Annotated in this window: 22 protein-coding genes; 20 read left to right on the top strand and 2 right to left on the bottom strand. The window is 67.1% G+C overall.

The features are described 5' to 3' along the window. Positions 1-32: 32 nt before the first annotated feature. The 20 genes from G7Y29_RS05795 (at position 33) to secG (ending at position 20,444) form a co-directional block, all read left to right on the top strand. Positions 33-1,313, top strand: coding sequence for a glycosyltransferase 87 family protein (locus G7Y29_RS05795; RefSeq protein ID WP_165003970.1), 1,281 nt, complete (start codon positions 33-35; stop codon positions 1,311-1,313). 101 nt (positions 1,314-1,414) lie between these two features. Then, entirely contained in the window at positions 1,415-2,314 is a 900-nt protein-coding gene (locus G7Y29_RS05790) for a VOC family protein (RefSeq protein WP_196820116.1), read from the top strand. A 23-nt stretch (positions 2,315-2,337) separates the two neighbouring features. Continuing rightward, entirely contained in the window at positions 2,338-4,353 is a 2,016-nt protein-coding gene (locus G7Y29_RS05785) for a primosomal protein N' (RefSeq protein ID WP_165003993.1), read from the top strand. 42 nt (positions 4,354-4,395) lie between these two features. Next, the gene (def, locus tag G7Y29_RS05780) at positions 4,396-4,896 is read left to right on the top strand and encodes a peptide deformylase (RefSeq protein WP_165003995.1); all 501 of its coding nucleotides are present in this window, start codon (positions 4,396-4,398) and stop codon (positions 4,894-4,896) included. A gap of 14 nt (positions 4,897-4,910) precedes the next feature. Next, entirely contained in the window at positions 4,911-5,834 is a 924-nt protein-coding gene (fmt, locus tag G7Y29_RS05775) for a methionyl-tRNA formyltransferase (RefSeq protein WP_165003997.1), read from the top strand. After that, complete coding sequence (locus G7Y29_RS05770; protein ID WP_165003999.1) at positions 5,831-7,264, top strand: RsmB/NOP family class I SAM-dependent RNA methyltransferase; 1,434 nt, start codon at positions 5,831-5,833, stop codon at positions 7,262-7,264. The genes fmt and G7Y29_RS05770 overlap by 4 nt, the downstream gene beginning before the upstream one ends. A gap of 10 nt (positions 7,265-7,274) precedes the next feature. Then, complete coding sequence (gene rpe, locus G7Y29_RS05765) at positions 7,275-7,931, top strand: ribulose-phosphate 3-epimerase (RefSeq protein WP_165004001.1); 657 nt, start codon at positions 7,275-7,277, stop codon at positions 7,929-7,931. After that, complete coding sequence (gene ribD, locus G7Y29_RS05760; RefSeq protein WP_165004003.1) at positions 7,928-8,917, top strand: bifunctional diaminohydroxyphosphoribosylaminopyrimidine deaminase/5-amino-6-(5-phosphoribosylamino)uracil reductase RibD; 990 nt, start codon at positions 7,928-7,930, stop codon at positions 8,915-8,917. The genes rpe and ribD overlap by 4 nt, the downstream gene beginning before the upstream one ends. Next, positions 8,902-9,495, top strand: coding sequence for a riboflavin synthase (locus G7Y29_RS05755; protein ID WP_165004006.1), 594 nt, complete (start codon positions 8,902-8,904; stop codon positions 9,493-9,495). Before ribD ends, G7Y29_RS05755 begins: the two co-directional genes overlap by 16 nt. A gap of 5 nt (positions 9,496-9,500) precedes the next feature. Further along, positions 9,501-10,763: a bifunctional 3,4-dihydroxy-2-butanone-4-phosphate synthase/GTP cyclohydrolase II gene (locus tag G7Y29_RS05750; protein ID WP_165004008.1), complete on the top strand. Its 1,263-nt coding sequence runs from the start codon at positions 9,501-9,503 to the stop codon at positions 10,761-10,763. Between the two features lie 32 nt (positions 10,764-10,795). Beyond that, positions 10,796-11,281 (top strand): 6,7-dimethyl-8-ribityllumazine synthase, encoded by a 486-nt coding sequence (gene ribH / locus G7Y29_RS05745; RefSeq protein ID WP_165004011.1) that lies wholly within the window; start codon positions 10,796-10,798, stop codon positions 11,279-11,281. A 39-nt stretch (positions 11,282-11,320) separates the two neighbouring features. Beyond that, positions 11,321-11,896, top strand: a complete 576-nt coding sequence (locus G7Y29_RS05740; protein ID WP_413228031.1) for a PH domain-containing protein — start codon at positions 11,321-11,323, stop codon at positions 11,894-11,896. A 6-nt stretch (positions 11,897-11,902) separates the two neighbouring features. Continuing rightward, the gene (gene uvrC, locus G7Y29_RS05735; RefSeq protein WP_165004014.1) at positions 11,903-13,972 is read left to right on the top strand and encodes an excinuclease ABC subunit UvrC; all 2,070 of its coding nucleotides are present in this window, start codon (positions 11,903-11,905) and stop codon (positions 13,970-13,972) included. Positions 13,973-13,984: 12 nt separating this feature from the next. Next, positions 13,985-14,866, top strand: coding sequence for an RNase adapter RapZ (gene rapZ, locus G7Y29_RS05730; protein WP_165004282.1), 882 nt, complete (start codon positions 13,985-13,987; stop codon positions 14,864-14,866). 19 nt (positions 14,867-14,885) lie between these two features. Further along, on the top strand, positions 14,886-15,854 hold the full coding sequence (locus G7Y29_RS05725) for a gluconeogenesis factor YvcK family protein (protein WP_165004018.1): 969 nt from the start codon (positions 14,886-14,888) through the stop codon (positions 15,852-15,854). Between the two features lie 75 nt (positions 15,855-15,929). Next, entirely contained in the window at positions 15,930-16,931 is a 1,002-nt protein-coding gene (gene whiA, locus G7Y29_RS05720; protein WP_165004020.1) for a DNA-binding protein WhiA, read from the top strand. Between the two features lie 127 nt (positions 16,932-17,058). After that, on the top strand, positions 17,059-18,072 hold the full coding sequence (gap, locus tag G7Y29_RS05715) for a type I glyceraldehyde-3-phosphate dehydrogenase (RefSeq protein WP_165004023.1): 1,014 nt from the start codon (positions 17,059-17,061) through the stop codon (positions 18,070-18,072). A 103-nt stretch (positions 18,073-18,175) separates the two neighbouring features. Continuing rightward, on the top strand, positions 18,176-19,393 hold the full coding sequence (locus tag G7Y29_RS05710) for a phosphoglycerate kinase (RefSeq protein WP_165004025.1): 1,218 nt from the start codon (positions 18,176-18,178) through the stop codon (positions 19,391-19,393). A 13-nt stretch (positions 19,394-19,406) separates the two neighbouring features. Beyond that, complete coding sequence (tpiA, locus tag G7Y29_RS05705; protein WP_165004027.1) at positions 19,407-20,189, top strand: triose-phosphate isomerase; 783 nt, start codon at positions 19,407-19,409, stop codon at positions 20,187-20,189. 18 nt (positions 20,190-20,207) lie between these two features. Then, positions 20,208-20,444: a preprotein translocase subunit SecG gene (gene secG, locus G7Y29_RS05700; RefSeq protein WP_165004029.1), complete on the top strand. Its 237-nt coding sequence runs from the start codon at positions 20,208-20,210 to the stop codon at positions 20,442-20,444. A 51-nt stretch (positions 20,445-20,495) separates the two neighbouring features. Here secG and pgl read toward each other — a convergent pair whose 3' ends face one another. After that, entirely contained in the window at positions 20,496-21,218 is a 723-nt protein-coding gene (gene pgl, locus G7Y29_RS05695; RefSeq protein WP_165004031.1) for a 6-phosphogluconolactonase, read from the bottom strand. A 16-nt stretch (positions 21,219-21,234) separates the two neighbouring features. Then, a complete protein-coding gene (locus G7Y29_RS05690; RefSeq protein ID WP_165004033.1) occupies positions 21,235-22,167 on the bottom strand; it encodes a glucose-6-phosphate dehydrogenase assembly protein OpcA in 933 nt (310 codons plus the stop codon). Positions 22,168-22,185: the final 18 nt, after the last annotated feature.

Here is a 22,185-nt window from a genome sequence, read left to right as displayed (position 1 = left end):
GCCCGCGCGCTCGGGTTAATGTCAGTGGCAGCATGGAAACCACACACGACTATCGCAGCGCTTCTGAACCGGGTACCTCGCTCATGCCACCGTGGGGATGGATATTCAGCGTTGTCTGGGGCATCGCCGCGGGCGTGCTCTGGTTCCCCAGGGCGGTGGGGGATGACTGGGCCAGCCTCTGGATCGGCGGCCGCCTCGTCGCAGAGGGAAACTGGGAGGAGGCGTACGCCGTCTCGCCGACGGACTTCGCGTACCCGGGGTCCGCGGTGTGGGACCAGATCGTGGCGGAGCACACGTCCGCGCCGTTCACGCACCCGTTCGTGCACAACCCCGGAGTGGGTGTGGTGATGTCGCTGGTCTCTAGGGCACTGTCTTTCGAGGCGTCGTTGCTGGCGATCACCGTACTCTGCGCGTTCGCGGTTCCGCTGCTCGCCGCCGCCGCGTATACGTTCTGGACGTCTGCGACGCTGCGCCTTTCGGTTCTCATCGCCGCAACCGTGTTCATCTGGCTGACCGTCCCGCTCGTGATCTCGCGGGTGGTGGGCCAGACGACACCGATTATCATCGCGTCGTGTGTGGCGGCGATGGCGCTTGCGTCGACTCGGCCTCGGGTAGCGGGGCTTCTCCTCGCCGCGGCCGCGTTTGTCAAGCTCACCCCGGTGGTGCTCGTTGCCGGCATGGTGGCCCTGCCCGCTACGCGCCGTGCGGGTGCGTGGGCTGCCGGGGTTCTCTCCGCGCTCTTTGCGGCCCAGCTTGTGTTCCTGCCTACGCAGTTCGCCCTGTGGGCGGCGACGCTAGCTAGCTTCAGTGACGCCCATTTGTCCGCCCCGATGAATGCGACGATCGGTTCAATCCTCTACGCCGGGGAGAGGACAACCGAGGGGGTGGTCGTAGTTCGGGATGGCTCCGCGCTACCCACGGTGCTGACCACGGTTGTCGTCGTCGGGGGAGTCCTCGCGCTCTTCGCCTGGACGTGGCGCCGGGCCGGTGCGTTCCCCGGGAAGGTATTTCTCGCTCTGTGTTTGCTCGGGCCGATGGTGGTCTCGCAGATCCTGTGGCTGCATTATTCTGTCGCACTCGTGCTGCCGATTGCCGGGATGCTGGCGTTCGGGATCCGCTCGAGGGCGTGGCCGTGGGTGGTGTTCGCTGCCGCTGTGTCACTTCTTCTGTTGATCCGCATCGACTTCACCACTAACGCGGCCCCGAGCCCCGTAACCGTGCTGCATTTCGTGCTATGGATCGCGGTGGTCGCCGCGACGGCCGTGTTACGGGTGCCCCGTCATCTGGATTACGGGCTCGAACGGCTCTCTTAATCTCACGGGAGAAGTGAACGGGCTGCGTCAACACTTGCGCAGTGAACTATTACTGGCTAGTATTTACTTCACAACGCAACTAAAAACCGGAGGAGACCCGCATGTTCACCCAGGCACCCCACCCAGATTCACTAATCAAGCGCAACCCCGACGACCTGCTTCCCGCCGACCTCAGCATGGGCGCAGTCGAGCTGCTCGTGCGGGACATTGACACGATGGTCCGCTTCTACCATGACGGTGTCGGCCTCGAGGTCACGGAGCAGGGCGGAGAGACCGCAACGCTCGGCCTGAACGGCACCGAGGTCATGACCATGCGCCGCGAGCCGAACCTGCCATCCCCGAGCCGCCGTGACGCCGGCCTGTTCCACACCGCCGTGCTCTTCCCGACGGCCGAGCTGCTCGCCGCCTCCGTCGCTGCCGTCGCCTCCAAGTACCCCCGCAACTTCACAGGCAGCGCGGACCACATCTACAGCGAGGCATTCTACTTCGATGACCCTGAGGGCAACGGCGTCGAGCTCTACGTCGACCGCCCGCGCGACGAGTGGGTGCGCGACCCCTCCGGCCTCTATGCACTGGCGACCGACCCGCTCGACCCGAACGCTTTCCTGCAAGATCACGCCCCCGCGGCACCCGTAGCGCTGTCCGGCACCCTCGGCCACGTCCACCTGCAGGTGGGCAACATTGACACGGCGCGCGACTTCTACGTGAAAACCCTCGGGTTCGAGGTCATGGGCGAGCTTGGCTCGGCGCTTTTCGTCTCCGCCGGCGGCTACCACCACCACATCGCACTAAACACCTGGAACAGCCTAGGCGCGGGTCCGCGCGCGGCGGCCCTGGGCCTGGGCCGTGTCGACATCGACGTCCCGCGCGATGAGGACCTCTCCGCGCTCGCCGCCCGTCTGAAAGACCACGGGCTGCCCACACGCCACGACGGCCGGACCCTCTCCTTCGAGGACCCGTGGAACACGCTCATCCGCGTCACGTCTGCCGAGCAGAATTAGCGGCCGGGCTAGAATATGGCCCCATGACCGAATCACCCGCAGCTGCCGTTCACCCGGTCGCGCGGGTGCTTCCGCTTCTGGGCCTGGCTCACCTGGACAGGGTGTTCGACTACCTCGTCACCGAAGCTGATTCTTCCGCGGCCGTGCCGGGCGTGAGGGTGCGCATCCGCTTCGCCGGCCGGCTGGTTGACGCCATTGTCCTCGAGCGCCGCTCAACCTCCGAGCACGAGGGTGCGTTGCGTTTCATCGAGCGCGTCATCAGTGCGGAGGTGGTTGCACCGCAGCGCATGCGCACGCTTGTCGACGCCCTCAGCGCGCGCTACGCCGGCATCCGCTCGGACATTTACCGCGCGGCGATCCCGGCGCGGCACGCGAAGGCGGAGGAGACCGACACCAGCACCCCGTGGGGCGAGCTGGGGGAGACTGCGGAACCCGACTTGTCCGCGTGGAGCACATACGAGTACGGCGAGTCTTTCGTCGACGCCGTCCTTGGCGGCAGGCTCGCCCGCGCCGCCTGGCAGGTGGCACCGGGGGAGCGGTGGGCCCAACCCGTGGCGGCGCTGGCGGCCAAAGTCGCGGCCGGCGGCGCTGGCGTGCTGATCGTCGTGCCGGACCAGCGCGATGTCGAGGCGTGCGAGGCGGCGTTGCGGGTTCTGGTGGGCCCGCGGCAGATCACCACGCTCACCGCGTCGCAAGGTCCGCAGGCGCGTTACTCGCGCTACTTGTCCATCCTCCACGGCCAGGGCCGACTCGTCGTCGGCACGCGCTCGGCGGCGTTCGCGCCCGTCACCGGCGTGAAGCTCATGGTGCTCATGCACGACGGCGACGAGTCGCTCGTCGACCCGCGGGCGCCCTACGTCCACGCGCGCGAGGTGTTGACCACGCGCGCCGCGCTCGAAAAGGCGTCGCTGATCATCGGCGGGCACTCGCGCACCGCGGAGGCTCAGCTGCTCGTCGAATCCGGGTGGATGCACGAGCTGGTGGCGTCGAGAAGCACGCTGCGCATGCGCGCCCCGTTGATCCACGCCGCCGGCGACTCGGACTTCGCCCTGGAGCGCGACCCCCGCGCGCGTGAGGCCCGGATGCCGTCGGTGGCGTTCCAGGCGGCCGCGAAAGCACTGGAGCGCGGCGCGCCCGTGCTTTTCCAGGTGCCGCGCTCCGGGTACGTGCAGTCTCTGGCCTGCGGGTCGTGCCGGACTCCGGCGCGGTGCCGCTGGTGCAACGGGCCGATGAGCCTGCCCTCGGGGGGAGACGCCGCCGCGCCGACGTGCCGCTGGTGCGGGCGCATGGACGCAGCGCACGTGTGTCCGGCGTGCGGCTCGCGGAGGCTGCGCGCGGTGGTGCTCGGCACGGAGCGCACTGCCGAGGAGCTGGGCCGGGCCTTTCCGAAGCACCGCGTGCGCACATCGTGGGGAGAACGGATCGTGGATGAGGTGCCGCGCGCCCCAGCCATCGTCGTTGCTACACCCGGTGCCGAACCGGCCGTCGCCGGCGGCGGGTACGGCGCTGCCGTGCTGCTGGACACGTGGGCGCTGCTCGGTCGGCCCGACCTGCGCGCAACGGAGGAGACCTTCGAGAAGTGGCTTGCGGCGTGCACGCTCGTCGACGCCGCCGAACACGACGGGGAAGTCGTCGTCGTCGCGGAACCGTCGCTGCCGGTGGTGCAGCACCTCATCCGGTGGGACGTGCCAGGCCATGCCGCCCTCGAGCTGGGCCAGCGCAGGGACGCCCGCTTCCCGCCCGCGGTCCACGTCGCCGTCGTGGACGCGCCCCGCGAGGCCCTCGAGGACTTCTTCGCCCACGCCGAGCTCCCCGCCCACGCCGAGGCCCTCGGCCCCGTCGACCTCCCGCCGGGCGTGGAGCTACCGGGGGAGTGGGACCTGCACGGGCTCGGACCAGCGCAGCGCATGCTGGTGCGCAGCCCGCTCGTCGGACGCGCAGAGCTGGGGCTTGCCTTGCGCGCGGCCGCCGCTAGCCGGGCAGCGCGCAAGCAAGAAGCCCCGCTGCGCATCCAGGTCGATCCCGTGCACATCGGTTAACCAAGGAATTGGCGCCCGGGACGGCAAGTACACTCGGAAACCATGGCTGTACGTGTTATCCGCTTGTTCGGCGACCCTGTGCTGAACTCCGTGGCCGCGCCCGTGACGCGTTTCGACGACTCGCTGCGCGCGCTGGTCGCCGACATGCTCGAGACGATGGACGACGCCGGCGGCGTCGGCCTCGCCGCCAACCAGGTCGGTCTGTCCTCGAGAGTGTTCGTGTTCGACTGCCAGGGGCTGCGTGGCCACATCGTCAACCCCGAGTGGGTGCCCGCCGGGCAAGACATGCAGGTCGGCGCCGAGGGTTGCCTCTCGGTCCCCGGGGTCAGCGGAACAGTCACCCGCCACAACAGCGTGATGGTCACAGGCCGGGACATGCACGGCCTCCCGCTCGTCATCCGTGGCACCGGGCTTCTGGCGCGTTGCATCCAGCACGAAACCGACCATCTGGACGGGGTCATGTTCATGCGCCGAATGGAGCCCGAGGCCCGCAAGGAAGCCATGGCGATGGTCCGCGGCGCCGACTGGTTCCAGCAGAAGTAAAGGAGGAGAAAAACATGCGACTCGTTTTCGCCGGGACACCCGAGCCCGCCGTCGTCGCCCTGAACAAACTCATTGCGTCTGAGCACGAGGTGGCCGCCGTCCTCACCCGCCCCGACGCACGCAAGGGACGCGGGCGGACCTTGCACCCCTCTCCCGTCAGGCAGCTTGCTCAACAGCACGGCATTGAGGTGCTCACGCCGGACTCCCTCAAAGGCAACGAAGAGATCCGGCGGGTGCTGCGCGAGATTGGTCCCGACGCGATCCCGGTTGTCGCCTACGGCAACCTCGTCCCCGAGGACATGCTCGGGATCGCCGCGCACGGTTGGGTGAACCTCCACTTCTCGCTGCTCCCGCGCTGGCGCGGGGCCGCGCCGGTGCAGTCCGCCATAAAAAGCGGTGACACGGACACAGGCGCGACGACCTTCCGCATTGACAAGGGTCTGGATACTGGTGACATCCTGGGCCACATCCACGAGCCGATCCACCCCACCGACACCGCAGACGACCTGTTGACCCGCCTCGCCCACTCCGGTGCAGACCTGCTCGTGGAAACAATGACCGGCTTGGAGCGGGGCACGGTTACGGCTGTGAAGCAGCCCGAGGAGGGCACGTACGCGCCGAAAATTTCGAGCGGCGACGCCCGAGTCGACTGGGGCGCGGACGCAGAATTCATCGAGCGTGCAATCCGCGCTCACACACCGGGCCCCGGCGCGTGGACCAGTCTCGGTCCCGAGCGCGTCAAACTCGGCCCGGTGGAGATCACTGGGGGAGGCAGCCTAGCCCCGGGTCAGGTCTCCGCCTCCAAGGATGAGGTGCTCGTGGGCACCGCCACAGCGGATGTCCGGCTCACCCGCATCCAGCCGCCCGGCAAGAAGATGATGTCCGCCGCCGACTGGGCGCGCGGGCTCAAGGAGACGGAAGGGATCGTGTTTTCATGAGCGGAGGGTTTAGATCACGCGCGGCGGGACGCCGGGCAGAGCCGCAGAACACGCCTGCTGGCGTGAAGAACCGGGGCGCTGGGCGAGCGTCGGCAAGCAAGCCCGCCCGCATTGGCGACGGCGCGCGCGAGGCTGCCTTCGACGTCGTGCGCCGCGTGGAGGCGGATGACGCGTTCGCCAACCTGGTGCTGCCGAAACTTTTGCGCGAGCGCAAGGTCACCGGCCGAGACGCCGCCTTCGCAACGGAGTTGGCCTACGGCACTCTGCGTACCCAGGGTGTGCTCGACGCCGTCATCGCGGAATGCTCCTCGCGCGCACTGGGTGAGATCGCCCCCGAAGTACTCGCGGCGCTCAGGCTGGGCGCATACCAGCTGATGTACACGCGCGTGGACGCCCACGCGGCGGTGGATACTTCGGTTCGCCTCGTGGAGGCGGCTGGCACCGTGAAGGCGAAGGGCTTCGTCAACGCAATCCTGCGCAGTATCGCCCGCAAACCGGCCGATCAGTGGATGCAGTCTCTGGCGCCCCACGACCCTGTCGCGGCCATAGCGTTCCGCACCGCCCACCCCGAGTGGATTGCGCGCTCGTTCCAGCAGGTGCTCGGCCCCAATGAACTCGAGGAGGCGCTCGCCGCCGACTCCGAGCGCCCGGTCGTCCACCTCGTGGCGCGGCCCGGTGAAATCTCGGCCGCGGAGCTCGCCGCCGTCACGGGCGGCGACGAGGGAACGTACTCTCCCTACGCCGTCTACCTGCCGGAGGGTGACCCGGGCAAGCTTGAACCGGTGCGAGACGGGCTCGCCGGCGTCCAAGACGAGGGCTCCCAGCTCATCGCCCGCGCCGCCGCCGAAGTGCCGGTGGACGACGACGGCGGCCGCTGGCTCGACCTCTGCGCGGGCCCGGGCGGCAAGGCCGCGCTCCTCGGTTCGCTCGCTGGCATTGAGGGCGCGCGTGTGGACGCAGTCGAGGTCAGCGAGCACCGCGCCGAGCTCATCCGCAAGTCGGTCGGGGGCCTGCCTGTGACGGTCACCGTGGCGGACGGCCGCGACCCCGGCCTCGAGCCAGGCTACGACCGCGTGCTTGTCGACGCCCCCTGCTCCGGCCTCGGCGCCCTGCGCCGCCGCCCCGAAGCCCGGTGGAAAAAGTCGGAAGACGAGATCTCCCAGCTCGCGGTGCTACAACGCGAGCTGCTGGAGTCGGCGGTCCACCTGGCCAAGCCCGGCGGTGTCGTGGTGTATTCGACCTGCTCGCCGGATCTGCGTGAAACCCGCAGCGTCGTGGACGGGGTCCTCGCTGCCGGGGATGTCGAGGAACTTGACGCGAGCGAGTTCGTGCCGGGCATGGAGAACACGGGCAGCGAAAAGAGCGTGCAGATGTGGCCGCACCGCCACGGTACCGACGCGATGTTCCTTGCGGTACTGCGGAAAAAGTAGGGTGGGGTCCATGATCTACATCGCTCCCTCCATCCTCGCCGCCGACTACGCGGCGCTGGGCAGCGACGTGCGCAAGGTGGCCAACGCCGACCTCATCCACGTCGACATCATGGACGGCCACTTCGTGCCCAACCTGTCGTTCGGGCCGGACGTGACCAAGGCCGTCAACAATGTGACCGAACAATTCTTAGACATGCACCTGATGATCGAACAGCCGGAGAAGTGGTTTGAGACGTACGTGGGAGCCGGCGGTGACCGCCTCGTGTTCCACGTCGAGGCCACCAGCGACCACGTCGGGGCGGCGCGACAGGCCCACGACTTGGGCGTACAGGCCGGTTTCGCCGTCAAGCCGGGTACCTCCATCGAGCCCTACCTTGACGACCTCGAGCTGTTCGAAGAAGTGATGATCATGAGCGTCGAGCCGGGTTTCGGCGGCCAGAAGTTTATGCCCGAGGTGCTGGACAAGGTCCGTGTGCTGCGTGACCGCATCGCCGAGGCCGGGCTGGGCACCATCATCGCCATCGACGGCGGAATCGCCGAGACCACCATCGCCCATGCCGCCGCGGCCGGGGTGGAGTCCTTCGTGGCGGGATCGGCCGTCTTCGGCAAGGATGACCCGGCGGCGGCGGTGGAGAACCTGCGGCTTCTCGCCGAGCAGGCGCGTTGATCCCCCTCGAGTACTCCGCGGCCGTGGACGCCGGCGAAGCGGTGCGCGGCACGACCTCCCCGAATCCGCCGGTCGGCTGCGCACTCTTCGACGCGGGGTGGGAGGTTATCGCGACCGGCGGCACGTCCCCCGCGGGCGGGTCGCACGCCGAGGTCAACGCGCTGGACGCCGCCGGTGAGCGGGCCCGTGGCGCGACGGCAGTGGTCACGCTCGAGCCGTGCAACCACACCGGGCGCACGGGGCCGTGCGCGCAAGCGCTTGCCGACGCCGGCGTGGCCACTGTTATCTACCTCACCGCCGACCCCAACCCGGTTGCCTCCGGCGGCGCCGACTACCTGCGTGAGGGTGGCGTCGACGTCCGCTACGAGCCCCACCGAGTCGACGCGCTGCAGCCGTGGCTCAGCTCTGTGCGGCACGGCCGGGTCTCGGTCACGGCGAAGTTCGCCGCCAGCGTCGACGGCTTCACCGCGGCACCCGACGGCACCAGCCAGTGGATCACCGGTCCGACCGCACGGGAGCACGTCCACGAGGACCGCGCCAAGCGCGACGCCATCATCGTCGGCACCGGAACAGCTCTGGCGGACGACCCTTCGCTGACAGCGCGCTGGCCTGACGGGACGCTGCGGGAGAACCAGCCGCGTCGGGTGGTCGTCGGCAAGCGGAAGGTGCCGGATGGAAACTTGGCGCGCCTCGGATTCGAGCAGTACGCGACGCCGGAAGAGGCGCTCCGAGCGCTGTGGGAAACGGGGGCGCGCGACGTGCTCGTCGAAGGGGGCGCGAGCTTGACGACGAGCTTTCTCGCGCTCGGGGTGGTCGACCGCGTCCAGGCATACGCGACACCGCTACTCCTCGGCGGCGGGCGAGGGGTGCTTGCGGGGGCCCTGGCGCAGTCCCTGCCGGGCGCGCCGAGATTTGAGCTCACGGGGGTGTCCGTTCTGGGCAACGACGTACTGATGGAAATGGAGAGAACGTGTTTACAGGCCTAGTGGAAGAAGTCGGTGAGGTCGTCGGGTTAGAACGGCTGGGTGATGCCGTACGCATCGCGGTGCGTGCACCGCGCGTGACTCGGGACGCCGCGCACGGGGACTCCGTCGCTGTCGACGGCGTGTGCCTGACTGTGGTGGACATTGTCGACGGCGTGTTCACCGCCGACGTGATGCAGGAGACCCTCAGCCGCTCCCGCCTGGGCGGTTACGCCGAGGGCTCGCGCGTCAACCTCGAGCGCGCGCTTGCCGCCGGGCAGCGCATGGGCGGGCACATCGTCCAGGGGCATGTAGACGGCGTGGCCAGCGTCGTGTCCCGCACCCCGTCGGAACACTGGGAGGTAGTGCGGTTCACACTGCCCTCCGGGCTGGCCCGCTACGTCGTAGAGAAGGGCTCGATCACGGTTAACGGGACGTCCTTGACCGTCTCGGCCGTCGGGGAGGATGACTTCGAGGTCTCGCTGATTCCCACCACGCTCGCGGACACCACCGCCGGCGCCCTAGGGATCGGAGACGACGTCAACATCGAGGTCGACATCGTGGCCAAGTACGTAGAGAAGATGGTGGGGGGCTACCATTAGTCGCCATGAGTGAGCGGATTTCCCTGGATAGCGTCGAGGACGCGATCGCCGCGATCGCGCGCGGTGAGGCCGTGGTCGTCGTCGACAACGAGGACAGGGAGAACGAGGGCGACCTCATCTTCGCCGCCGAGCTGGCGACACCGGAGCTCGTCGCGTTCATGGTCCGCCACACGTCCGGTTACGTCTGCGTCGCTCTCGAGAACGAGCATGCCGACAGGCTCAACCTCCCGCCGATGGTCGCGCGTAACGAGGATGCCCGGGCGACCGCCTACACCGTCACCGTCGACGCGGCAACGGGCACAACAGGCATCTCCGCACGCTCCCGCTGCGAGACCATCACACGTCTCGCCGATCCCGCGCGCGGGCCGGAAGACTTCACCCGCCCGGGCCATATCGTGCCGCTGCGCGCCCGCGCCGGCGGAGTGCTCGTGCGCGACGGGCACACGGAAGCCACCGTAGATCTCGCGCGTCTGGCCGGGCTCCGGCCAGCGGGTGCCCTGTGTGAAATCGTCTCCGCCGAGGATCCCACCGACATGGCGCGCGGCCCGGAGCTGCGCCGCTTCGCCGACGAGCACGGGCTCGCAATGATCTCGATTGAACAGCTCATCGACTACCGGCGCCACCGCGAGCGCTTCGTCACCCGCCGGACACAGACGCGCTTGCCGACCGAGTTCGGCGAGTTCACCGCCTACGGGTATCGCAACGACGTCGATGCCACCGAGCACGTCGCCCTCGTTGTCGGTGACGTCGCCGATCAGAAAGATGTGCTCGTCCGCGTTCACTCCGAATGCCTCACCGGCGACGTCTTCGCGTCGCGACGCTGCGACTGCGGCCCGCAACTTCACGAATCCATGCGCCGCGTCCAGGAGGCCGGCCGCGGTGTCATCGTCTACGTGCGGGGCCACGAGGGCCGCGGCATCGGACTCGCGGCCAAGCTCGAGGCTTACCGCCTGCAGGACGCGGGACTGGACACGGTTGACGCGAACCTGGAGCAGGGCCTGCCGGTCGACGCCCGCGAGTACTCCGTCGCCGGCCAGATCCTCGCCGACCTCGGCCTCGAATCAATCCAGATCCTGTCCAACAACCCCGACAAGGTCGAGGCGCTCCACGGCTACGGGCCGGCCGTCGCCGGCCGCACTAGGATCGAGATCGTTCCGTCCCACGACAACATCCGGTACCTCCGCACCAAACGCGAGCGTCTCGGCCACGACCTGCCACTGGCGGAAGGCTGGGTCGCGAGCTGGGACGACATGACCGGCGGCCGGTAGGGTCGCCGCCCCAGACAAGGAGTACATGCACGATGGCACACCAGGGAACACCCGATCTGCCGAAGCTAAACGCCGAGGGCATGACTTTGGCGATTGTGTCCACCCGTTGGAACGAGAAAATCGTCTCCCAGCTGCATTCCCGAGCGGTGGACACCGCCCGTGGCCTCGGCGCGAAAGCGGAGGAGTACTGGGTTGACGGAGCCCTCGAACTTCCGGTCGTAGTCCAGGCGTGCGCCAAGCGCTACGACGCCGTCGTGGCACTCGGCTGCGTCATTCGCGGTGAGACGGCGCACTTCACCTACGTGTGCGAGTCCGTCACCGCAGGCCTGACCCGCATTGCCCTCGACGAGGAGACCCCGGTCGGCAACGGTGTGCTGACCGTGGACGACGAAGACCAGGCGCTGGAGCGTGCCGGCGGGGAGGACTCCAAGGAGGACAAGGGCGCGGGCGCCGTCTACGCCGCCCTCGGCGCCGCCGCTGAGCTGGCCAAGGTCCGTGCCGTGGCGGAGAAGCGGTAGGTTATCATCAATCGAAAGAATGGTCTGGACGCGCAGAGGCTGGCCGCGCAGGGAGAGGACGGTGGCGCTGTGGAGGCGAACAACACCCGTAGCACGGGTGAGACCCGGAAGCTGAGCGACGAGGAACTTATGCGCCTCTACGCCGCCGACCCGCACGCCGCGACGTCGACAAGCCCGTGGGAGCTGGAGATCACCTCACCCTTCCTCAAGAAAATAGCCGCCGGGTGGGTGATTCTCGTCATGGCCGTGCACATCTTCATGGCGGCGGTGCTCGACGTCGAGTTCACTGGCATGACCTTCACCGCGGTCGACAAGTTCGCCTTTCCCGGCGTCGGTGTAATCATCTCTATCGTCTCCTGGGTCTGCCTCACCCGGCCGCGGGTACGAGCGAACAGGGACGGCGTGGAGGTGCGCAACATCATCGGCACGCGCTTCTACCCCTGGCTGGTCATTTACGGGCTGACGTTTCCGAAGTCTTCGCGAATGGCCCGCCTCGAGCTGCCCGAGTTCGAGTACGTGCCCCTGTGGGCTATCCAGTCGGGCGACGGCCCGCGCGCTGTCCAGGCCGTCGATAAGTTCCGTGCCCTCGAGGCGAAGTACATGCCGGAGGCCTAGCCGCCAGTGGCAAATCCCGAAACCTACCGCCCCGCGGCGGGCACCATCCCGACGGAACCGGGGGTGTACAAGTTCCGCGACTCGTCCGGACGCGTCGTCTACGTGGGCAAGGCCAAGAACCTGCGGGCGCGTCTGAACAATTACTTCCAACCACCCGCTCAGCTGCACCCGCGCACGCGCCAGATGGTGTTCACCGCGGCGTCCGTCGAGTGGACCGTCGTAGCCAGCGAGGTCGAGGCGCTCCAGCTCGAATACACGTGGATCAAGCGCTTCGACCCGTGGTTCAACGTCATGTACCGCGACGACAAGACATACCCCATGCTGGCCGTCAGCGTGGGGGAGCGCTACCCGCGCGCGTTCTTCTACCGTGGCCCGCGGCGCAAGGGTGTGCGTTACTTCGGCCCGTATTCGCACGCCTGGGCAGTGCGCGAGACGCTCGACCTGCTTACGCGGGTGTTTCCGATCCGGACGTGTTCCAACGGTGTGTTCAACCGCCACGAGGCCCTCGGTCGGCCGTGCCTGCTCGGTTACATCGACAAGTGTTCGGCGCCGTGCGTCGGCCGCGTCAGCGAGGAGGAGTACGACGCCACAGTCCGCGGTTTTGTAGCGTTCATGTCGGGGCGGACGGAGCACGTCGTCCGGGAGCTCACTCAGCGAATGAACGCCGCCGCGGCCGAGCTCGAGTTTGAGAGAGCCGCCAGGCTTCGCGACGACCTCGACGCCGTAAACAAGGTCATGGAACGGCAGACCGTCGTGCTTTCCGTCGGGACGGACGCCGACGTCATCGCCTTCGACACTGACGAGCTGGAGGCCGCCGTACAGATCTTCAACGTCCGGGACGGCCGCATCCGCGCCCAGCGTGGATGGGTGGTGGAGAAGACCGGCGACGAGCCGGGCAGCCTGGAGCGCCTCGAGGAGGGTCGAAAGGATCCGGCACTGCCCGCCCTCATGCGGGACTTTCTGGTGCAGTACTACTCGGACGCCGTGGACCGGGTGAAGGAGGAGCAGGCGGAGGATGCCCGGTTGCGTGCGTCCAAGGTGCGCCGCCGCGGTGTTGACCAGGAGTCCCACACAGCGGCTGCCCCGCCCATGCCGGTACCGCGCGAGGTTCTCGTGGACACCATTCCGGAAGAGGCGGACGAGGTGACCCTGCTGCTCGCCGAGCTGCGCGGCGGCCCCGTCGATATCCGGGTTCCCCGGCGCGGGGATAAGGCGTCGCTGATGCAGACCGTGAACCGCAACGCGGTGGAGGCGCTGCACCAGCACAAACTCAAGCGGGTAGGCGACCTCACTGCCCGTTCGCAGGCGCTGCAGGACATTCAGGACGCCCTCGGGATGGAGGAGGCGCCCCTGCGCATGGAGTGCACGGACATCTCCCACATCCAGGGGACCGACGTGGTCGCCTCGCTCGTGGTGTTCGAGGACGGCCTACCCAAGAAGAATGACTACCGCCGCTACCGGATCAAGGAAGCCGCGGGCGACGGGCGCTCCGACGACGTCGGCTCCATCGCCGAAGTCACCCGCCGCCGGTTCAAGCGCTACAACGAGGACAAGCTGGCAAATCCCGACGAGGAGGCGTCAGCGATGATGTTCGCGGACGAGGCCGCGGAGGTGGAGACGACCGGCAACAAGCGCTTCGCCTACCCACCGCAACTGTTTATAGTCGACGGTGGAAAGCCCCAGGTCAACGCGGCCCAGGCGGTTTTCGACGAGCTGGGCGTCGTCGACGTGAAGCTCATCGGGCTGGCCAAGCGCCTGGAGGAGATCTGGGTGCCGGACGATGACGAGCCGGTCATCCTGCCCCGCAACTCGGAGGGCATGTACCTGCTCCAGCAAATCCGCGACGAGGCGCACCGGTTCGCCATCAACTACCACCGACAGCAGCGCTCGAAGCGCATGCGCGCCTCCGCCCTCGACGGGGTGCCCGGGTTGGGCCCGGCGCGTAGAACTGACCTGGTCAAGCACTTCGGCAGCGTCAAGAAGATCACCGAGGCGAGCCTGGAAGAAATCCAGCAGGTCAAAGGCGTGGGACCGAAGCTTGCGGAAACGATTTACCAGCACCTCCACCGCGGTTAGCGCGGTAGGATGATGGACATGAAGCGCGCAACGGACATTCGCCCGGTCATCATCACCGGCCTGTCGGGCGGCGGGTTGTCCTCGGCCGCGAAGATTTTCGAGGACAAGGGGTACTTCGTCTCCCAGAACTTGCCCCCGGCGATGATCCTCGAGCTGACGGACATGGCACTGGCTGGCGATGTGCCGGTCGAGCGCATCGCGTTCGTCACCGACGTCCGCGCGCGCAACTTCGCGGGCTCCCTGTTGGACACGATCAAGCAGATCAAGGAAAGGGGGATCGAGCCGTTCATACTCTATCTCGAGGCGCGTGACGACGTCTTGATCAAGCGCTTCGACAGCGTGCGCCGCACGCACCCCCTTCAGGGCGTCCACCCGCTGAGCGTCGGCATCGCGCGCGAGCGCGAGCAGCTCTGCGAGGTGCGTGACAGTGCCGATGTCATCATCGACACTTCCAACCTGTCCGTCCACGACCTCCGGCGCGCCATCGAGGCGTCGGTAGGCGAGCTGCCCGCAGACCGCCAACATGTGACAATCGAATCGTTCGGGTTCAAGCACGGGTCGCCGCGCGACGCGGACATCGTGATGGACGTGCGCTTTCTCCCCAACCCTTATTGGATCGAAGGCCTGCGCCAGTTCCGCGGTGTCGACGCCCCCGTGTCCGACTACGTTCTCTCCCAGCCGGGTGCGACGGAATTCGTAGACAACTTCGTCACGCTCCTGAACTCGATGCTCGCGGGTTACCGCCACGAAGGTAAGGACTTCATCACGGTCGGAATCGGCTGTACGGGGGGCCACCACAGGTCGGTCGCGGTGTCCGAGGCCATTGCGAAGCGCCTCCGCGAGATCGGCAAGGTCGACGTCCACGTTCTCCACCGCGATCTCGAGCGCGGTTAGGAGCAGCTGGAACGTGCCTATGTCTATTTCTCCCGTTTTCACCTGCCTCGGCGGCGGCCACGGCCTGTACCAGACTCTGCTAGCGGCGCGCCACGCCCGCGCGGGCCACATTAACGCGGTGGTCACCGTCGCCGACGACGGCGGGTCCTCCGGCCGCCTCCGCCGCGAGCTCGGCATGATTCCTCCCGGCGACCTGCGGATGGCGCTGTCCGCCCTCACGCACGATTCGGAGGAGGGCCGTCTGTGGCGGTCCACGCTGCAGCACCGGTTCAAGGGCAACGGCGCGATGGCCGGTCATGCCGTAGGCAACCTCATTCTGGCCGGGTTGAGTGAGGAGGCGGGCGGCATGCAGCAGGCGCTGGACGTCCTCGCGAAATGGACGCGGTCAAACGGCCGGGTGATCCCGGTGTGCAATGAGCCTCTCGAGATCGAGGCGGATGTCGCGGGCCTTGACGACGACCCCCGCGTCCTGCGCTCGGTGCGAGGCCAGGTGGCCGTCGCCACCACGCCGGGCACAGTGCGCCGCGTGCGCATCCTGCCCGGCGACCCGCCCGTTAACTCCGCCGCGATCGCGGCCATCATGAACGCGGACGTGGTCACCGTCGGCCCAGGTTCGTGGTTTTCGTCGGTCATTCCGCACCTCCTTGTTCCGGACGTCGTAACGGCGCTGAATGAGACAACCGCGCAGGTGGTGGTGATCCTCAACCTCTCGCCCGAGGCTGGGGAGACCCAGGGATTCACCACGGAGCGGCACATGCACCTGCTCTCGCAGCACGCGCCCGGGCTGCACGTCGACCACTTCCTGGCGGACAACTACCTCACGGCAACACCGGGCGAGCGCAGGCACCTCCAGCGGACTGCGGAGCGCGTCGGAGGGGCGATCGCGTACATGGATGTGCGCACGATCCGGGAGGACGGAAGCGCAACCAACACCCACGACCCGGAGAAGTTGGCGGCGGCCCTGATGACGCTAAGCGGCTCGGGCTAAACTGTTGGGACTGTGTGGACTGAACCGGTTCTCACGGAGACCGGTTAATCGTGCGGAGCAATTGGAGGTACTGCGGTGACGCTGACGTCTCAGGTGAAGGACGAACTACTGCAGGTTGAGCACCCTTCCCAGAACGCCCGTTTCGCAGAGGCCGCAGCGATGATCCGCTTCGCCGGGGAGTTCGAGCCATCTCCCCGGGGTCTTGCTATTTGTGTGGGCTTCGACGAGCTGCGCGTGGCGGAGCGCCTCGCCGCGTCGTTGAAAGCGCTGTGCGAGGTCGACGCGAAGGTGGCCACGCTCACACCGGGGTCAGCGAACCGGGACACGGCGTACGAGGTGCGTGTCGACGACGGTGCTAAAGACGTCATCCGGCGCCTCCGGCTCGTAACCGCCTCGGGGCACCCCGTGGTGGGCCTGCCGCGACACATCATCTCCGGTTCGCCCGCGGAGGTAGAGGCCGCGTGGCGCGGGGCTTTCCTCGCCCGCGGAGCGCTCACGGAGCCGGGGCGCAGCTCCAGTCTCGAGGTTGTGAGCCCATGCCAGGAAGCGGCCCTCGCCCTGGTCGGCCTGGCCCGCAGGTTGTCTGTGCCCGCCAAGACGAAGGAGACGCGCGGGGTCGAGCGGGTCTACCTGCGCGACGGTGACTCCATCGGGATCCTGCTCAGCCGGGTAGGGGCACAGCGGGCCCGGCTCGTGTGGGACGAGAAGCGAACGAGTAGGCAGATTCCCACGAAGAGCGGCCAGCGCCTCGCCACGTTCGATGACGCGAACACCCGCCGCTCCGCCCAGGCCGCCGCGGCGGCCGCGGTCCGCGTCGAGCGCGCGATGGAGATCTTGGGCGATGACGTGCCGGAGCACCTCGCCGAGGCCGGACACCTGCGTGTCGAGTACCGGCACGCCTCGCTGGAGGCGCTCGGTCGGCTGGCTGAGCCTCAGATGACCAAGGATGCCGTAGCGGGCCGAATCAGGCGGCTGCTGTCACTGGCCGACAAGCACGCCGTCGAGCTGGGGATTCCGGACACCCAGTCAGCCCTGGAGGGTGAGCACACCGCGACCATCGAGCCCGAAAATGGCTGAATTCGGGCAGATTCGGTCTCATGCGGGCACGGCTAGGCGCCGCTACACTGGGTGACAACGGGGCTGAGAGGAACAGGACACTCCAGTGCCGCTCAACAAACCGAAACTCTTTAAGGAGTGACCGACAGTGACCACCCGCATTGGCATCAACGGCTTTGGACGAATCGGACGCAGCTCGCTGCGCGTTATCCTCGACAACTTCGAGGGCGACCTCGAGGTAGTCAAGATCAACGACCTGACCGACAACGAGACCCTCGCGCATCTGATGAAGTATGACACCGCGTACGGCCATCTCGGTCGCACGGTGGAGCACGACGAGACGTCCATTACCGTCGACGGCCACCGCATCGAGGTGTCCGAGGAGAAGGATCCCGCCGACATCAACTGGGGCGAGCTCGACGTCGACATCGTCCTAGAGTGCACCGGCAAGTTCCGCACGAAGGAAGACGCGCAGGCCCACATCGACGCCGGGGCGAAAAAGGTCATCATCTCCGCACCGGGCAAAAACGTCGACGGCTCCTTCGTCTGGGGTGTAAACCATGAGGACTACACCAACGAGATGACCGTCATTTCCGCGGCATCCTGCACCACGAACTCGCTCGCGCCGGTGGCCAAGATCATCAACGACAACTTCGGTATCAAGTCGGGCCTGATGACCACGATCCACGCCTACACCGGTGATCAGCGTCTGCAGGACGCCCCCCACAAGGACCTGCGTCGCGCCCGAGCCGCCGCGCAGAACATCGTGCCCACCACCACCGGCGCGGCAAAGGCCGTCGCCGAGGTCATTCCGGCGCTCAAGGGCAAGCTCGACGGCTTCGCCATGCGCGTTCCCACCATCACCGGCTCCGCCACTGACCTCACGGTTGTCCTGGAGAAGGAGACCACTGTCGAGGAGGTCAACGCGGCTGTCAAGGAGGCGACCAAGGATGGTGACATGGCGAAGGCTCTGCACTACACCGAAGACCCGATCGTCTCGTCCGACATCATCAAGAGCTCGCACGGCGGTGTCTTCGATTCCGGCATGACCCGCGTCATCGACGGCAACCTGCTGAAGATCATCTGCTGGTACGACAACGAGTACGGCTACACCGAGCAGTACATCCGCATGGCTAAGACGGTCGCGGACAAGCTCAACTAATCCGATCCGAGCCCGGGGTGACGCATTAAGCGCACTCCGGGTTCTCGCATTTCTCATTAGACTTGAAAGCCAAGCCAACCACCAGCTTTTGAAGGAGACTCTCATGGCACTTCAGACCATCCAGCAGCTGCTTGACGAGGGCGTCGACGGCCGTCACGTCCTCGTTCGCTCCGATTTCAACGTCCCGCTCGACAACGAGGGCAACATTACTGACGCCGGCCGCATCGATGCTTCCATCCCCACGCTCAAGGCGCTCCTCGACGGCGGCGCCAAGGTGATCGTCACCGCTCACCTCGGTCGCCCGAAGGGAGAGGTGAAGCCGGAGTTCTCCCTCAAGCCGGTCGCCGAGGCGCTGTCCGAGCGCCTCGACCAGTACGTGCCGCTCGCGGCCGACGTGTCGGGTGAGGACGCCCACGAGCGCGCCAATGGTCTGACGGAGGGTGAGATCCTTCTTGTCGAGAATGTGCGTTTCGACGCCCGCGAGACGTCGAAGGACGATTCCGAGCGCGAGGCCTTCGCCTCTGAGCTCGCGGCCCTCGCGGCCGACAACGGCGCGTTTGTCTCGGACGGTTTCGGCGTGGTTCACCGCAAGCAGGCGTCGGTGTACGACGTCGCCAAGCAGCTCCCGGCCTACGCCGGCTACCTCGTTGAGAAGGAGGTTGAAACGCTGAGCTCCGTCAAAGACAGCCCGGAGCACCCCTACGTCGTCGTGCTCGGTGGATCGAAAGTCTCCGATAAGCTCGGTGTGATCGAGGCACTGGCGGAAAAGGCCGATCGCGTCATCATCGGCGGTGGCATGTGCTACACGTTCCTCGCCGCGCAGGGCCACAACGTGCAGAAGTCGCTGCTGCAAGAGGACATGGTGGAGACCTGCGGCACGCTGATCGAGACCTACGGGGACAAGCTCGTCCTCCCAGTGGACCTTGCTGTGGCGCCCGAGTTCGATAAGGATGCCGAGAAGAGGATTGTCGGCCTCGACGACATCCCGGAGGGCTGGATGTCCCTCGACATCGGCCCGGAGACCGCTAAGAAGTACGCGGACACCATTAAGGACGCGAAGACCGTGTTCTGGAACGGCCCGATGGGCGTTTTCGAGTTCCCGAACTTCGCCGACGGCACCAAGGCCGTGGCGGAGGCGATGATCGCGGCGACGAAAGACAGAGGCTGCTTCACGGTCGTCGGTGGAGGCGACTCCGCGGCGTCCGTGCGCACTCTCGGCCTGGACGAGGGCGGCTTCTCCCACATCTCCACCGGCGGCGGTGCTTCCCTCGAGCTCATCGAGGGCAAGGAACTGCCCGGTGTGACCGTCGTCAGCAAGTAGAAAGGACGAATCCATGGCACGCACTCCGCTTATCGCGGGCAACTGGAAGATGAACCTCGACCACCTCGAGGCCATTTCCAGCGCCCAGAAGCTCGCCTTCGCGTTTCCGAAGGACGGTTACGAGTATGTCGACATCGCGCTCACCGTCCCGTTCACGGATCTCCGCTCCATCCAGACTCTCGTCGACGGTGACAATCTGCAGATTACCTACGGCGCCCAGGACGTCTCACAGCACGACAACGGCGCGCACACGGGCGACATTTCGGCTTCGATGCTGGCCAAGCTCGGCTGCACCTGGGTGGTCGTCGGCCACTCCGAGCGTCGCGAGCAGCACGGGGAGACGGACGAGGTTGTCGCCGCTAAGGCGGCCAAGGCGCTCAAGCACGGGATGAGCCCAATCGTCTGCGTTGGTGAACCGGAGGAGATCCGCGACGCCGGAGATCACGTCAGCTACGTCGTCGAGCAGACCCGCCGGTCACTCGCTGGTCTGAGCACTGCGGATCTCGGCCGCACCGTCATCGCCTACGAACCCGTCTGGGCGATCGGCACCGGTAAAACCGCGTCGGCCGCCGATGCCCAGGAGGTGTGCCACGCGATCCGCAGCCTCGTGCGCGAGCTTGCGGGCGACGCCACGGCCGATGCGATCCGTATCTTGTACGGCGGCTCGGTCAAGGTGGAGACCATCGGGGAGATCGTGGGCGAGGTCGACGTCGACGGCGGTTTGGTCGGCGGCGCCTCCCTCGATGGCCAGGAGTTTGCGAAGCTCGCCGCGGCGGCCGCGAACGCCGTCCGGTGATGGTGTAAGGTTTAATCCATGATTCTGGCACTCGAGATCGTTCTGGTCATCACCGCAATCCTGATGACGGTCTTCGTTCTGCTTCACCGGGGCAAGGGCGGCGGCCTGTCCAGCCTCTTCGGCGGCGGTGTTCAGGCGAACCTTTCCGGTTCGACCATCGTGGAGCGAAACCTCACCCGCTACACCATCGTGATCGCGCTGATCTGGATCACCTGCATCATTGGCCTGAACTTGGCCCAGTCTTTCGCAGTCTAGGTCGCTTGCGCCACGCGCCTTGGGGGATATCACCGATATACCCCAAGGCGCTTACACCTCGGCGGCGGCGTCCTCGGAGACGAACAGGATTGTTTCCTCACGGCCCTTGGCACCAGCGGCCGGCCACGCCTCCGGCGAGGCGCCGCGAACTAGTTCTCCGGCGGCCTCGGCTTTTTCAGCGCCAGAGACCAGCAGCCACACCCGCTGGGCGCGGGCGACAGCAGGCAAGGTTAGTGTCGCGCGCTCGGCGGGCGGCTTGGGGGAATCGGTTACGGCGATGACCAGTCGCTCGGTTTCTCGCACCGCGTCCGTGTCCGGGAACAGGGAGTTAACGTGGCCCTCGCCGCCCATGCCGAGCAGGTGGATGTCGAAGCCCTCCGGGGCGGCGATGCCCACGGTCTGCTCGTAGCGCTCCACGGGTGCAGACATATCGGCCCCCGTCAGTCCGTACCCGTGTATGTTCGCCTCGGGAATGGCGACATGGTCGAGCAGGGCCGCGCGCGCTTGGCCTTCGTTGGAGTCCGGGTCCGTCACCGGCACGTTGCGTTCGTCGCCGAAGAAGATGCTGACGCGCGACCAGTCGATGCCGGATCCGCGAAGGCCCTCGAGGAAACGGATGCCGGCGGTCCCGCCGGTCAGCACCACCCGGGCGGTCCCGTCTCCGTTGACCCCGCCGACGGGATCAGCGTGGATGGCGCTGATGGTTTCGGTGAAGCGTTTCGTGGAGGCGTCGATAAGCGAGTCGAGGTCGGGAAACCTGGAAACCGAGACCATCGGCAGGACCTTTCTTCTAGTGCACGCGAACGTGGGCGAGGCCGTCGAGCGCGCGGGAGTACGCGGTGTCCGGATCCAGGTGGCGAAGTTCCTCCGCCAGGCATTCCGCGTCCGTGCGCGCCGTCATGGCGACGTAGGAATCTGGGCTGCCCGGAACGGAGACACGCACGCTGTGCTCGTCCATGACCGACACCACGATATCACCGCGGTCGTACGTCAGGCGAAGCTCCGTGATCGGCACGTTCTCGATGATCTCGGACGCAATCGGCCCCGGGCACCGGGTCACATCCACGTTCAGGCAGCTGGCGAGCCAACCGGCCGCGATGTCCACGCTCGGATTGTCCACCGGGCCGGAAATGGTGACGGCCGTGATGTCTTCGCCCTGATGCCGGTCGACGGCCGAAGCGACGATGCCGCGCCACGGGGTGATGCGCGACCACATCATGTCGGAATCACCCTCGGAGTAGCCGTTCGACAGGCGCAGCAGCGCGTTGCCCGACACGTTGCGCCGGGCGTTGGTGATGCGGCGTTGCGCGATGTTGCCCAGCGGCGCGTCGGCGGGATTCGCGGGGGCGGTGGTTGGCCACCACGCGGCGATGGGCGTGTCAGGCAAGATAAGGGGGGTGACCACGGAATCGAGGTTGCGGGTCAGCTCACCGTGCAGGTGCATGACAACCATCTCGGAGGCGCCGGCGTCGGCGGTGAGGATGCACTCGGCGTCCAGGGCGGTGGGGGCCTCCGGGTCTCCCAGCAGCATGACGAGCACGCGGGCGGGGTGTTCCTGGGTGGCGTCGCGCACGGAGATCAGGATCGAGTCAACGTCGTCGCGTGCGGAGGCGACGACCAGCAGGGTGAGCACCCGGCCAGTGGCGAGCGAGTAGTTGTCTTGCGCCTGCAGCAGCGTCGCGGTGATCTGGCGCGTCGTGGTGTCGGGGAGGGTGATAATCATCTCCGGGCCTCTTTCAAT

It is taken from the genome of Corynebacterium qintianiae, assembly GCF_011038645.2.
In the GTDB taxonomy this organism is placed as follows: domain Bacteria; phylum Actinomycetota; class Actinomycetes; order Mycobacteriales; family Mycobacteriaceae; genus Corynebacterium; species Corynebacterium qintianiae.
This window is presented reverse-complemented; position numbering and strand designations above follow the sequence as displayed.

What these genes read in the sequence shown, in the direction of transcription:
- G7Y29_RS05795 (WP_165003970.1), top strand. Translation starts at nt 33, where the DNA reads ATGGAAACCACACACGACTATCGCAGCGCTTCTGAACCGGGTACCTCG.
- G7Y29_RS05790 (WP_196820116.1), top strand. Translation starts at nt 1,415, where the DNA reads ATGTTCACCCAGGCACCCCACCCAGATTCACTAATCAAGCGCAACCCC.
- G7Y29_RS05785 (WP_165003993.1), top strand. Translation starts at nt 2,338, where the DNA reads ATGACCGAATCACCCGCAGCTGCCGTTCACCCGGTCGCGCGGGTGCTT.
- def (WP_165003995.1), top strand. Translation starts at nt 4,396, where the DNA reads ATGGCTGTACGTGTTATCCGCTTGTTCGGCGACCCTGTGCTGAACTCC.
- fmt (WP_165003997.1), top strand. Translation starts at nt 4,911, where the DNA reads ATGCGACTCGTTTTCGCCGGGACACCCGAGCCCGCCGTCGTCGCCCTG.
- G7Y29_RS05770 (WP_165003999.1), top strand. Translation starts at nt 5,831, where the DNA reads ATGAGCGGAGGGTTTAGATCACGCGCGGCGGGACGCCGGGCAGAGCCG.
- rpe (WP_165004001.1), top strand. Translation starts at nt 7,275, where the DNA reads ATGATCTACATCGCTCCCTCCATCCTCGCCGCCGACTACGCGGCGCTG.
- G7Y29_RS05750 (WP_165004008.1), top strand. Translation starts at nt 9,501, where the DNA reads ATGAGTGAGCGGATTTCCCTGGATAGCGTCGAGGACGCGATCGCCGCG.
- ribH (WP_165004011.1), top strand. Translation starts at nt 10,796, where the DNA reads ATGGCACACCAGGGAACACCCGATCTGCCGAAGCTAAACGCCGAGGGC.
- rapZ (WP_165004282.1), top strand. Translation starts at nt 13,985, where the DNA reads ATGGACATGAAGCGCGCAACGGACATTCGCCCGGTCATCATCACCGGC.
- G7Y29_RS05725 (WP_165004018.1), top strand. Translation starts at nt 14,886, where the DNA reads ATGTCTATTTCTCCCGTTTTCACCTGCCTCGGCGGCGGCCACGGCCTG.
- G7Y29_RS05710 (WP_165004025.1), top strand. Translation starts at nt 18,176, where the DNA reads ATGGCACTTCAGACCATCCAGCAGCTGCTTGACGAGGGCGTCGACGGC.
- tpiA (WP_165004027.1), top strand. Translation starts at nt 19,407, where the DNA reads ATGGCACGCACTCCGCTTATCGCGGGCAACTGGAAGATGAACCTCGAC.
- secG (WP_165004029.1), top strand. Translation starts at nt 20,208, where the DNA reads ATGATTCTGGCACTCGAGATCGTTCTGGTCATCACCGCAATCCTGATG.
- pgl (WP_165004031.1), bottom strand. Translation starts at nt 21,218, where the DNA reads ATGGTCTCGGTTTCCAGGTTTCCCGACCTCGACTCGCTTATCGACGCC.
- G7Y29_RS05690 (WP_165004033.1), bottom strand. Translation starts at nt 22,167, where the DNA reads ATGATTATCACCCTCCCCGACACCACGACGCGCCAGATCACCGCGACG.